Origin of the sequence: Kitasatospora sp. NPDC058063, from assembly GCF_042885395.1 — a bacterium.
Classification (GTDB): domain Bacteria; phylum Actinomycetota; class Actinomycetes; order Streptomycetales; family Streptomycetaceae; genus Kitasatospora; species Kitasatospora lactacystinica.
In genome coordinates this window covers 1-12,895 of sequence record NZ_JBHVSD010000007.1, presented here as the reverse complement: position 1 = coordinate 12,895, position 12,895 = coordinate 1, and the positions used below count along the sequence as shown (strand labels likewise).

Sequence of the window (12,895 nt, the reverse complement as noted above, 5' to 3'; positions counted from 1 at the left end):
GCGTGCCAACGGCCGGTGCCAGTCCTCGCCCTTGTGGGGATGGACGGGCACCGGCCGTTGTCACCGGGTCAGGCGGTGCCGACCGATTACTTCTTCTTCTTGACCTCGACGTCGGTGTAGACCGGGTCGCCGAAGGAGTTGAACTTCACGTTCTGGACGTTCTTGGAGTAGCCGGAGCTGGTCTTGTAGTACCAGAGCGGGATGGCCGGCATGTCCTTGGCCAGAACGGCCTCGGCCTGCTGGTAGAGCTCGGCGGTCTTCTCGACCGTGGTGGCGGCGTCCGCCTCCTTCGACAGCTTGTCGAACTCGGGGCTCGAGTAGCCACCGTCGTTGGCCGCGGCACCGGTGCCGTAGACGTCACGCAGGAAGTTCGCGTTCAGCGGGTAGTCCTGCACCCAGCCGGTCCGCATCATGCTCTGGACCTGCTTGTTGGTGATGATGTCGCGCGAGGTCTTGAAGTCCGGCTTCGGGTCACCGAGGCACTCGACGCCGGTCGCCTGGCGGATCGAGTTGCAGACCGCGTCCACCCACTCCTTGTGGCCACCGTCGGAGTTGTACTGGATGAGGACCTTGCCGCCGGGGACGCCGCCGCCCTCGGTGATCAGCTGCTTGGCCTTCTCCGGGTTGTACTTGCAGGCGTCGCCGCAGGTGCCGGCCTTGTAGCCCATGACGCCGGGCGCCACGAACGAGTCGGCGGGCAGGCGGTTGCCGTTGAGCACGGTCTTGGTGATCGTCTCGCGGTCGATCGCCATCGAGAGGCCCTGACGGACCTTCTCCTTGCCCTGCTCGCTCCAGCCGCCCTGGTACAGCGCGAAGCCGATGTTCTGGATGGCGCCCTGCGGCTGGTCGACCGCGCGCTTGCCCAGGTCGTCCTTGTACTTCGGCAGGTCGGTCGGGTCGACCTGGTCCAGCACGTCCAGCGTGTCGGACATCAGGTCCTTGTACGCGGCCTCGCCGGCGGTGTAGTTGCGGAAGACGACACCGCCGTTCTTCGGCTTGTCGATGCCCGTGTACTTGTCGAACGCGGCCAGGGTGATGGCCTTGTTGTGCTCCCACGAGACGAACTTGTAGGGGCCGTTGCCGACCGGCTTCTGGCCGTAGCCGGCCGGGTCGGCGAAGAAGCCGTCGGGCAGCGGGAAGAAGGCCGAGTAGCCGAGCTTGTACGTGAAGTACGAGACCGGGCTGGTCAGTTCGATCGTGAAGTGGGTGTCGTCGACGACCTTCAGACCGGACATCTCGGTGGCGGTCGGGTCACCCTTCTCCGGGTGCACGGCGTCGTAGCCGACGATGTCCGAGAACCAGTCCGAGTTGATCTGGTTGTTCTTCGGGTTGGCCGACCAGTTCCAGGAGCTGACGAAGGACTTGGCGGTGACCGCGGTGCCGTCGTGGAAGGTCCAGCCGGACTTCAGCGTGACGGTGTAGTTCTTGGCGTCCGTGGTCTCGATCTTGTCGGCCACCTGGTTGCGCAGGGCACCGGTCGCGGGGTCGTAGTCGACGAGGCCCTTGAAGAGCTGCTTGACGATACGGCCGCCCTGGTTCTCCATGGCGTTCGCCGGCTGGAGCGGGCGCTGCGGCTCCGCGCTCTGGTAGCTGAAGCTGGCCCCGGGGTCGACCGCAGCGCTGTCGGAGCTACCCCCGGAGGAGTCGCTGCTGCTGCACGCAGTCGCAGCGAGGGCGACAGCAACAGCTGCGACAACCCACTTGGCCTGGCTCGCACCGCGCATCGGTGTGCCTCCTGAATTCGACGTTGCAACGAGGAGGGCACTGCGGAACGGTGATCACCGGACCCGCTGTGCCGTCCGCGCTCGTGGTTTCGGCGCGCACCCCTGCGCGTTCACCCTTGACCCGAGCCTGACTGCACCCACTATCCGTCACGCACGGACACGAAAGTGACCAGTGACGATCTCAATTAGGTCACATGAACAGTCGGTAAGTTTCGAAAACCGGACATTTGAGACATAGCCAGACAGGCACCAAACGGACAGTCGTCACGGATGACGAACTGTCACGTCCGCTCAGCGGACACTCGGCTGTGATGAGCGCTATTCCGTGAATAGCGGCCCCGACAACTTGGAGTAGTTGAAAAAGTTCGCCCCCCTCTCCATGGGAAAGGGGGGCGAATCATTCCGGCCAATGGCCGTTCAGTGCGTCCGGATCACGCCTTCTTGGCGCGCGAGGCAGTGCGTCCGCGGTCCTTCTGGTCAAGGACGACCTTACGGATGCGAACCGTCTCCGGGGTCACCTCGATGCACTCGTCCTCGCGGCAGAACTCCAGCGACTGCTCCAGCGAGAGCTTGCGCGGCGGGACGATCGACTCGGCCACGTCGGCGTTCGCCGAGCGCATGTTGGTGAGCTTCTTCTCCTTGGTGATGTTCACGTCCATGTCGTCGGCACGCGAGTTCTCACCGACGATCATGCCCTCGTACACCTCGGTGCCCGGCTCGCAGAAGAGCACGCCGCGCTCCTGCAGGTTGGTCATCGCGAAGGCGGTGACCACGCCGGCCCGGTCGGCGACCAGCGAGCCGTTGTTGCGGGTGGTCAGGTTGCCGAACCACGGCTCGTGACCCTCGTGGATCGAGTGGGCGATGCCGGTGCCGCGGGTGTTGGTGAGGAACTCGGTACGGAAGCCGATCAGGCCGCGGGACGGCACGACGAACTCCATCCGGACCCAGCCCGAGCCGTGGTTGGACATGTTGTCCATCCGGCCCTTGCGGATGCCCATGAGCTGCGTGACCGCGCCCATGTGCTCCTCGGGCACGTCCACCGTGAGGCGCTCGACCGGCTCGTGGGTCTTGCCGTTGACCTCCTTGGTGACCACCTGCGGCTTGCCGACGGTCAGCTCGAAGCCCTCGCGACGCATGGTCTCGATCAGGATGGCCAGCGCCAGCTCACCGCGGCCCTGCACCTCCCAGGCGTCCGGACGCTCGGTGTCCAGGACGCGCAGCGAGACGTTACCGATCAGCTCGCGGTCCAGGCGGTCCTTCACCTGGCGGGCGGTGACCTTGCGGTCCACCTTGCCGGCGGCCTTGGCGTCCGCGCCCTTGCCGCTGCCGCCACGGCCGACCAGCGGGGAGGTGTTGGTGCCGATGGTCATCGAGATGGCCGGCTCGTCCACCGTGATCAGCGGCAGCGCGATCGGGTTCTCCGGGTCGGCCAGGGTCTCGCCGATCATGATCTCGCCGATGCCGGCGACGGCGCAGATGTCACCGGGGCCCGCCACCTCGGCCGGCTTGCGGGTGAGCGCCTCGGTCATCAGCAGCTCGGAGATGCGGACGTTCTGGATCGAGCCGTCGCGCTTGATCCAGGCCACGGTCTGGCCCTTGCGCAGCTCGCCCTGCTCGACGCGGAGCAGCGCGATGCGGCCGAGGAAGTTGTCGGCGTCCAGGTTGGTGACGTGGGCCTGGAGCGGCGCGGCCTCGTCGTAGCTGGGGGCCGGGACGTGCTCCAGCAGGGTGGAGAAGAACGGCTCCAGGCTGGTGCTGTCGGCCGGGACGGTGCCGTTCTCCGGCTTGGTCAGCGAGGCGACGCCGTCACGGGCGCAGGCGTAGACGATCGGGAACTCGATCTGGTCCTCGTCCGCGTCCAGGTCCAGGAACAGGTCGTAGGTCTCGTTGATGACCTCGTCGATCCGGGAGTCCGGACGGTCCGTCTTGTTGATGCAGAGGATGACGGGCAGGCGGGCCGTGAGCGCCTTGCGGAGCACGAAGCGGGTCTGCGGCAGCGGGCCTTCGGAGGCGTCGACCAGCAGGACGACCGCGTCCACCATCGACAGACCGCGCTCGACCTCGCCACCGAAGTCGGCGTGGCCCGGGGTGTCGATGATGTTGATGGTGATCGGCGCGCCACCATCCTTGGGGTGGTACTTGACCGCGGTGTTCTTCGCGAGAATGGTGATGCCCTTCTCGCGCTCCAGGTCGTTCGAGTCCATCATCCGGTCATCGAGGTGCTGGTGCGCGGCGAAGGCGCCGGCCTGCTTGAGCATGGCGTCGACCAGCGTGGTCTTGCCGTGGTCGACGTGGGCGACGATGGCGACGTTACGGATGTCGTTGCGCGTGGGCATGCCTAGCGGATTCTCCCGGAATCGTGGGTTACGGCGCCCGGCCGCGAGACGCGCACTTGCGACCCCTTCGGTCGCTGCCACCCGTTCCGCCTGCTACTACCGGTCCACCCGCCGGGCATATCGACATGCCTCGGCTTCCTCCTATCGTACGGGGAAGCGCCCAGGTGAGCAGAAACGGGCAGGTCGCACGGGATCAAGATCACAGGTGGGTCACACACCCTTCACCCCGCGGCCCGCCTCCGACACTCTTCCGGTCGTGATCCAACACCTCCGTGCCTCGCTGCCCTGGCTGTTCCGCGCCGTCGGCGCCGTGCTCCTGTACCTGGCGGTCCTCCACGACCTGCCGGGCCCGACCGCTCTCGGCTGCGCGATCGGCTTCCTGGTGGGCCAGGAGCCGCTGTCCGACCTCTGGTTCCTGCTCACCCACCGGCTCTGCGGCGGGTCGCTGTACAGCGCCTCGTACGGCAGGGGCCGGAAACTGTGGAGCGGCTCGGTCGCCGGGGTGCCGGTCGAACTGGGGCTGCGGCCGACGAGCGGATTCCTGTTCCCCTGGGGCCTGCTGCCGGTCCGCGCGCCCCGGCTGCGGCTGTGGCTCGTCTCGGTCGCACGGTTCGGAGTCCACGCGGGGCTCGGGGCCTGGCTGGCGGCCTCCGCCACGGAGCTGCCCCGGGGCATCGGCCTCGGGCTGCTGTTCTCCCTCGCCATGACCGCGGTGACCTCCGCGACGAGCCCGGTCAACTCCCTCTGGGCCGTGTTCGTCATGCCCTTCCGGCCGGGATCCGTGACGATAGACGCCGAGTCGCCGAGCGCCGTGGAAGCCGAGCGGTTCCTGGTCCGGGGCCGGATCTCCGAGGCGCGCCGCGAGCTGGACAAGGGCACACCCATGGTCCTCACCGCTGCCGGGATCGCGCTGGCCGAGGGCCACTACGAGGAGGCCGAGCGACTCACCGACGAGGCCTTCGAGCGGGGCCGCACACTCGCCGACCCGACCGTGGCCTTCATCGCCGCCATGACCTTCGTGGGCCGCGTCGACGCCGGGGAGCACTCCCCCGCGCGGGCCGGAGCACTGCTGGAGCCGTATCTCGTCCGACTGGGCGTCCACGACCGGACGCTCGCCCGCGACTTCCTCCCGGCGGCCGAGCTCGCCCGGTTCCGGAACGATCCGCGGGCCGCCGTCCGCACGGCCCGCCGACTGTCGAACACGGTCGGCTCCCGCTTCCACCGGTCCCTGGCCTGCTGCTCCCTCGCCGCCGCCCTCATCGCGGCCGGGCATCCGGAGGAGGCCCGTGAGGCGCTCGCCCGGGCCCGCCGGGAGTGCCCCGAACTGGCCCGGACCGCCGATGTCGAACGCATGCTGGAGCCGGTGGAGGCGGCCCGGTAAGGGTCCCGATCGTCCTGGTGCGCGGCACGCGGGAGCTCTAGGGCCTGTCTTCAAACCCCCGCCTGCGGGGGTTTGAAGACAGGCCCTAGCGGAGCAGGCCCACGTCCTGGAAGCGCGGCCACCCGTAGCCGTACGCGCCCGCGCCGGCCACCCCGGTCCGGACCCCGACCAGCTCCGGCCGCTGGTAGAGCGGCACCGAGTGGCCGAGCTGCCAGATCCGCACGTCCGCCTCCTGGAGCAGGCCCAGCCGGGCCGCCGGGTCCGGCTCGGCGGCCGCCCGGTCGAACAGTCGGTCGATCTCCTCCGTGCCGCTGCGGCCGAAGTTGCCGCCCGGCTCGGGCACGCCGTCCAGGTCCGGCCGGGGCTTGGCGTAGACGGAGCGCTGTTCGACCGCCGGGCTGGGGCCGACCGGCCAGGAGAGGAGCGCGAGGTCGTAGTCCCCGGCCGCCAGGTGCTCCCCGACGAAGGACTCGGCGGGCGCGGGCACCCGCCGCACCGCGATCCCGGACTCCCCGAGCTCTGCGATGAGCGCGTCGGCGGTGCGCTCGGCGGTCGCCGAACCGGCCGGGACGAGCAGCGAGAGGGCGAGCGGCTTGCCGCCCTTGGCCCGGGTGCCCCCGCCGGCGGGCCGCATCCAGCCCGCCTCGTCCAGCAGCAGGCCCGGGTCCGCCGGACCGGCCGCGTCGCTGTTGTCCCGGTAGCCCTGCTGGTCGCCCGCGAACAGGTGGCTGCCCAGCGGGGCGGCGGGCAGGCCGAGCGGGGTGAGCGCGGCGTCGGCGATCCGCCGCCGGTCGACGGCCCGGGTGAGGGCCCGGCGCACCAGCGGGTCGGTCAGCGGGCCGCGCGCCGCGTTGAGGGTGAGCTGGGTGAGCGAGGCCGCGGCGGCCCGGTGCACGGTGACGCCCGGCAGCGATTCGGCCCGCCGCAGCGCCAGTGCCGCGGCCTCGGGCGCGGCCGCGGGCGGCGGCGCGGCGGAGGCTGACGCGGAGGCGGAGGCAGGAGCGGAGGCGGAGGGCTCGGGAGGGGCGGCCGGCGCCGCCCGGTCCACCGCCGCGGTGAGCGGGGCGATGTCCAGCCGGTCCTGGTCCAGCGCGTCCAGCCGCTGCTCGGGCCGCACGGCGAGGAAGTCGATCCGGTCGGCCTTCGGCGGATCGCCCCACCAGAGCGGGCTGCGCACCACGGTGACCGTCCCGCCCTCGGCGTCGTACCGGGAGAGGGTGTACGGGCCGGCGCTCGGCCGGCCTCCCTCGGCCGGCGGCCGGGTGGCGGCGGCCGGACCGGCCGTCTCGGCGGCCGGGTAGAGCGGGCCGAACAGTGCGCGCCACTCCGCGTACGGCCGCCGGAACGTCACCCGCACCTCGTAGGGGTCGGCGCCCTGGGCGACCGACTCGATGGCGTCGTACCCGGCCGCCTTCCCGCTCCGGCGGGCCGGGTCCGGGCCGGACAGCGCGGTCCGCTGGGCGTCGAGGTCTGCGGCCGAGATCGGGGTGCCGTCGCTCCAGACGGCGCGCGGGTTGAGCCGGTAGGTCACCACCTGCGGCTGCTGCCCGGGCGGGGTGGAGTCGAAGCCCTCCAGGTAGTCGGCGTCGGGGACGAGCCGGCCGTGCTCGTCCGGCCGGAACAGCGAGGGGTACAGCGCGTGGGCGAGCAGCGCCGAGTCGGCGGTCGCCGCGCCCTGGTAGACGTTCAGCGTGGCCGGGACGCCGTCCACCGCCCAGCGCAGCGTGCCGCCGTCCCGGACGGCGGTGCGGTCGGCGGGCCCGACGTCCCCGGTGGTGGCGGTGGGATCGGCCGGGGCGGGCACGGGGGCGGGGGCCCGGGGGCCCGGGTCGTCGGAACAGCCGCCGAGACCGGCGGAGAGCAGCAGCGCGGCGGCTGCGGCGGTGAGCTGGCGGACGCGCATGGCGGCCATCGAACGCCGCCGCGGCCGCCCGGCCCGTGCCGACACGGCGGGCCGCCGGGCGACTGCACCCGTCCGGCCCACCGTTGCGGCGGCTAGAGGGCCAGCTCGAACCAGACGATCTTGCCCTTGGGCGTGCGCCGGCTGCCCCAGCGCTCGGCCAGCAGGCTGACCAGCTGCAGGCCGCGCCCGCCCTCGTCGGTCTCCTGGGCGCGCCGCTGCCGGGGCTGCGCGTAGCCGTCGTCCCAGACCTCGCAGACCAGGCTGCGCTCGCGCAGCAGCCGCAGCCGGATCTCGCCCCGCCCGTGCTTGAGCGCGTTGGTGACCAGCTCGCTGACCAGCAGCTCGGTGGTGTCGACCAGCTCCTCCAGCCCCCGGGCGAGCAGCCAGCTGCACGCCAGCTCCCGGGCCTTGGCCACCGAGGTGGGCTCGGGCGGCAGGTACCAGTTGCCGACGGCGTCGTCGGGGAAGGCGTGCACCTTGGCCATCAGGAGGGCGATGTCGTCCTCGCCGTGGTGCGGGTTGAGCTCCCCGAGCACGTGGTCGCAGAGGTCCTCCAGGCCCTTGCCCTCGTCGGAGAGCGCGGCGCGGAAGGCCCGCAGGCCCTCGTCCAGCTGGTGCTTGCGGCTCTCCACCAGGCCGTCGGTGTAGAGGCCGAAGACGGCGCCGTCCGGGAGGTCGATCTCGACCTCCTCGAAGGGCTCGCCGCCGACGCCGAGCGGCAGGCCGGGCGGTACGTCGAGCATCCGGGCGCCCTCGCCGGGGCTGAGCAGGACGGGCGGCAGGTGGCCGGCGTTGGCGATCCAGCAGCGCCGGCTGACGGCGTCGAAGACCGCGTAGACGCAGGTCGCCAGGTAGACCTCGCGGGCCTCCTCGTCGGCGGTCGAGGTGAGCCGGCCGTACGGGGTGGGCGGGCCGACCGGCACCGAGTCGTCGCCGAGGCCGCGGGCGATCTCGTCCAGGGCGGTGAGCACCTCGCCCGGCTCCAGGTCGAGCATGGCCAGGGTGCGGACGGCGGTGCGCAGTTGGCCCATGGCGACGGCGGCGCGCAGGCCGCGGCCCATCACGTCGCCGATGACCAGCGCGGTGCGGTTGCCGGGCAGCGGGATGACGTCGAACCAGTCGCCGCCGACCTCTGTGTTGTTGTTGCTGGGCAGGTAGCGGCAGGCGATCTCCAGGCCGCTGGCGGCCGGGTTGCCCGGGGGCAGCAGGCTGCGCTGGAGGATCAGCGCCCGCTCGTGCTCGCGCCGGTAGAGCCGGGCGTTGTCGATGCAGACGGCGGCGCGGGCGACGAGTTCCTCGGCGATCGCGACGTCGCGGGCGTCGAAGGGCTCGCTGCCGATCGCCCGGGAGAGCTGGACGAGGCCGAGCACCTGGTCGCGGGCGACCAGCGGGACGATCAGGGTGGAGCGCAGCAGCGGGTCGCGCCCGGGCTCGGGGACGACGCTGCGGCCGGTGCGCAGCGCCCGGGCGTGCGGGGAGCGGCGGGGGTAACAGAGGGTGCCGCCGGCCTCGGCGATCGGCAGGCCGGTCACCGAGCCGAGCACCGAGGAGGCGCCGCCGACCACGCTGGAGACGGCGACCCGGCGAAGTTCGCCGCTGCCGTCGGTGAGCACGGTGTCGCCGAGCCGGCCGGCGCTGGGCACGGTCTCGCCGGAGAGCAGCGCGGTGTAGAGGTCGACGGTGGCGAGGTCGCAGAACGGCGGGACGACGACGTCCAGCAGTTCCTTGGCGGTGGTCTCCAGGTCGAGCGTGGAGCCGATGTGCGCGCTGGCCTCGTTGAGCAGGGCCAGGTTGCGGCGCACGCCGTCGGCCTCGCGCTCGGCGACGTGCCGGCTGGTGACGTCGGAGACCTGCCCGGCGACGCCCATGGTCTGCCCGGCGGAACCGTTCAGGCGGTACAGCGAGACGGCCCAGAGCCGGTTGCCCTCGCGGGTCGGGACGGCGCCGTGGAAGCGCAGGTCGAAGACGGGCTCGCCGGTGGCCAGGACCTTGCGCAGGGCGGCGGAGAGCCGGTCGGCCTCGGACGACGGGAAGAGGTCGTGCGGGGTGAGCCCCTCCAGGTCGGTGGGGACCAGGCCCATGCCGGAGGCGAAGGCGTCGTTGACCCGCTGCAGCCGCAGCCGGTCGTCGAACAGCACGAAGCCGGTGGGGGTCTGCCCGAAGACGGCCTCGGAGGCGGCCAGGTCGGTCTCGATCCGGCGCAGCCGTCCGAGGTCGACGGCCAGGCAGGTGGCGCCCGCCGTGGGCAGGGAGCTGTCGGGCATCAGGTAGAGCTCGGCGAGGCCCTCGCCGCCGTCGGCGTCCCGGTACGGGGTGGTGCCGACCCATTCCTCGCCCGCCAGGGTGCGCTCCAGCCGGGCCCGGCCGCGCTGCCAGAGCTCGCGGGGGACGAAGGTGGAGATCGGGTCGGCGCCGACGGCCTCGGCGGCCGGGACCCCGAAGAACTCGGCGGCGCGCTCGCTCCACTGGCTGATCCGCCCGTCGGGGCCGATCGCGAAGGTGGCGACCCGGATGTAGTCGTAGATCGAGCCGGGGTCGCCCGCGCCCCAGGGCCGGTCCTCGGCGACGGGGTGGTGGCCGCGGCCGGCGGGCGCGCCGTCCGGTACGGGCAGGTGCGAGGAGCCGGCCTGCCCGGGTACAGCGGCATGACCGCTGCTCCTCGGCGACACGCTCCGCGCCGGAGTGCTGTTCAACGGACCGACCCCTCCAACCCGCGACCGTCCGGATGTCGAGAAGACCGAGTATTCATCATCGAGGGGTACGTTCACACGCCCTCAACATCACAACATCAGATCGGGCGAAGGTTTTTGTCCTACCGCCCGCGCAACCACAATGCCACGCCCGCGCCCCCTTCCGGAGCGCGCGCTCCCCCTGAGCGCCCGATGGCACTGGCGACACCCCTTCCTCGCTGTTCGCTCCGCTCACGATCCGTCCGGCTCATTACCCGGCAGCGCCTGCTCGAACCAGACCACCTTGCCGATCCCCTCGGCCCGGGCGCCCCAGTGCAGGGCCAGCCGGTGGACCAGCTCCAGACCGCGCCCGCCCTCGTCGGCCTCGGCGGCGTGCCGCTCCTGGGGCGGGTCGGGCAGCGGATCGGAGATCTCGACCAGCAGCGTCTCGCCGAGCGTCAGCCGCACCCCGATGGGGGCGCTGGCGTACCGGACGGCGTTCGTCACCAGCTCGCTGACCAGCAGCTCGGCGATGTCGGTGAGCTCCTCGACGCCCCACTCGGCGAGCGCGGCGCGGACCAGCCGGCGCGCCCGGGAGACGGCGGTGGGCTCGGCGGGCAGGGTCCAGCCCGCCGTCGGGGTGCCGGCCTGGCCGTGGCCGAGCCGGGCCAGCAGCAGCGCGACGTCGTCCGGCTCCCGGCCCTGCTCCATGGTGTCCAACACCGCCTCGCAGGCGGCCTGGATGGAGGCGTGCGGCTCCTGGAGCACCGTGATCAGCCGGCCGAGGCCGACGTCCAGGTCCTTGTCCCGGGACTCGACCAGGCCGTCGGTGCACAGCGCCAGCAGGCTGCCCTCGGGGATCTTCAGTTCGACCGATTCGAACGGAACTCCGCCCACTCCGAGCGGGGCGCCGGAGGGCAGGTCGAGGATGCGGCCGGCGCCGCCGCGCAGCGGGCCGCCGTTGCGGGTCGGCTCCGGGGCGGCCTCGCCTGGCACCACCAGCACCGGCGGGATGTGCCCCGCCTTGGCCACGGTGAGCCGGGCCGTCGTCGGGTCGAAGACCGCGTAGACGCAGGTCGCCAGCAGCGCCTCGTCCGGGCCCTGGGCGAGGTCGTCGGCCAGCTCGTGGACGTGCCGCAGCAGGACGTCCGGCGGCAGGTCGAGGGCGGCCAGCACCCGGACGGCGGTGCGCAGCCGTCCCATGGTGGCGGCGGCCCGCAGGCCGTGGCCCATCACGTCGCCGACCACCAGCGCGGTGCGGTCGCCGGGCAGCGGGATGACGTCGAACCAGTCGCCGCCGACCTCGGTGCCGCTGCTGCCGGGCACGTACCGGTAGGCGACCTCGACGCCGGTGGGCTGCGGGACCTGCTGCGGGAGCAGGGTCCGCTGGAGGGTGAGCGCGGCGGTGCGTTCGCGGGCGTAGAGGCGGGCGTTGTCCAGCGAGCTGCCGGCCCGGTCGGCCAGCTCGACGGTGAAGGCCAGGTCGTCCCGGTCGAAGCCCTCGCGGTAGCCGGACCGGCTGACCAGCAGCAGGCCGATCACGATGCCCCGGGCGCGCAGCGGCACGACCAGCATCGAGTGCACGCCGAGGTCCCGGGCGGCCTGCGTCTTCGGGTCGCCGGGGTAGGTCAACTCGTCCAGCTGGTCGGCGCCGGACAGCGGCTCGGGCACGCCGGTGCGCAGCACCCGGCCGCAGACGGAGTCCTCGGCGAAGGTGATCCGGGCGCCGCGGCGCAGCATCACGTCCACCTCGGGGCCGTCCTGGACGGAGGCGGTGCCGAGCTGGAGCAGCGAGGTGCGCCGGTCGTGGCCGTGCCGGGGCAGGTCGTCGCCGTGCGCGACGGCCTGGAGCAGGATCACCGCGGAGTGGTCGGCCAGCCGGGGGACGACCGAGCCGGCCAGCTCCTGGGCGATCCGGGAGGCGTCCAGGAGGTCGCCGACCCGGGAGCCGAACTCGTTGAGCAGCGAGAGCCGGCGCCGGGCGTGCTCGACCTTGGCAACCGCCCGGTAGCGCTCGGTCACGTCCATCACGGTGCCGGAGATGCCGAGCACCCGGCCGGAACGGTCGGTCATCCGGCTGTAGGAGATCGAGCGGTAGCCGGCCCGGGTGGTGACCGGGGAGGCCAGGGTGACGTCGATGACCGGCTCGCCGGTGGCCAGCACCTGGCGCTGGATGGCAGTGATCTCGTCGGCGGCCCGCTCCGGCAGGGTCTCGCCGGTGGTGCGGCCGACGTGGTCGTCCAGGGCGACGCCGTTCATCTCGGCGAGGGTCTGGTTGACGGCGGTGTAGCGCAGGTCGGTGTCCATGATGGCGATGCCCAGCGGGGACTGCTCGAACAGCGCGTCGCGCACCGCGAGGTCCCGCTCGACGGCCCGGACGGCGGCCGCCTCGGCCATGTTGACCTGGAGGAACGGGGTGCCGTCGCCGTCCACCAGGAGGGAGATCCGGGCGTCCACGGCGATCGGGGAGCCGTCCCGGTCGCGCAGCTCGGCGGGGCCGGCCCAGCGGCCGTGCCGCAGGGTGTCCTGGATCGCGCGCCGGATCCGGGCGACCTGCTCCCGGTCGGGGATCAGCTCGTCGATCCGGCGGCCGACCAGCAGCTCGTTCGGCCAGCCGAGCAGTTCCTCGGCGGCCGGGCTCCAGAGCACCACCCGGCCCGCGGTGTCCAGGATCGCGATGGCGACCCTGAGCATGTCCAGCAGGCTGCCCTCGGCGGGCGTACCGGGACCGCCCGGGGCGCCCGGACCGCCCGGGGCGTCGGCGGGCCCGCCGGGGAACGGCCGGCCGGGACGGCCGCGCAGATCGGACCGGGCGCCGGGGCCGGCCACCGGGGTCGGCGCCGGCTGGTCGGGACCCGCGGCGCCGGGGGCCCCGCCGGTGC

General features: G+C 72.6%; 6 protein-coding genes. 1 reads left to right on the top strand and 5 read right to left on the bottom strand.

Annotation, left to right across the window (positions count from 1 at the left end):
- Positions 1-86 precede the first annotated feature (86 nt).
- A complete protein-coding gene (locus tag ACFVUY_RS13635) occupies positions 87-1,724 on the bottom strand; it encodes an ABC transporter substrate-binding protein (RefSeq protein ID WP_387694218.1) in 1,638 nt (545 codons plus the stop codon).
- Between the two features lie 431 nt (positions 1,725-2,155).
- Positions 2,156-4,060, bottom strand: coding sequence for a translational GTPase TypA (typA, locus tag ACFVUY_RS13630; RefSeq protein ID WP_359899557.1), 1,905 nt, complete (start codon positions 4,058-4,060; stop codon positions 2,156-2,158).
- A 256-nt stretch (positions 4,061-4,316) separates the two neighbouring features.
- Between typA and ACFVUY_RS13625 the strand changes: the two genes are divergently transcribed.
- Positions 4,317-5,441, top strand: coding sequence for a hypothetical protein (locus ACFVUY_RS13625; protein WP_387729777.1), 1,125 nt, complete (start codon positions 4,317-4,319; stop codon positions 5,439-5,441).
- A gap of 85 nt (positions 5,442-5,526) precedes the next feature.
- Here the strand turns inward: ACFVUY_RS13625 and ACFVUY_RS13620 are convergent, their stop codons facing one another.
- The 3 genes from ACFVUY_RS13620 to ACFVUY_RS13610 form a co-directional block, all read right to left on the bottom strand.
- Positions 5,527-7,344, bottom strand: a complete 1,818-nt coding sequence (locus ACFVUY_RS13620; protein ID WP_387729775.1) for an ABC transporter family substrate-binding protein — start codon at positions 7,342-7,344, stop codon at positions 5,527-5,529.
- Positions 7,345-7,436: 92 nt separating this feature from the next.
- Complete coding sequence (locus ACFVUY_RS13615) at positions 7,437-10,037, bottom strand: SpoIIE family protein phosphatase (protein WP_387694215.1); 2,601 nt, start codon at positions 10,035-10,037, stop codon at positions 7,437-7,439.
- A 228-nt stretch (positions 10,038-10,265) separates the two neighbouring features.
- Positions 10,266-12,895, bottom strand: a 2,630-nt coding sequence (locus ACFVUY_RS13610) for a SpoIIE family protein phosphatase (RefSeq protein ID WP_387729773.1), incomplete at its 5' end; no start/stop codon positions are given.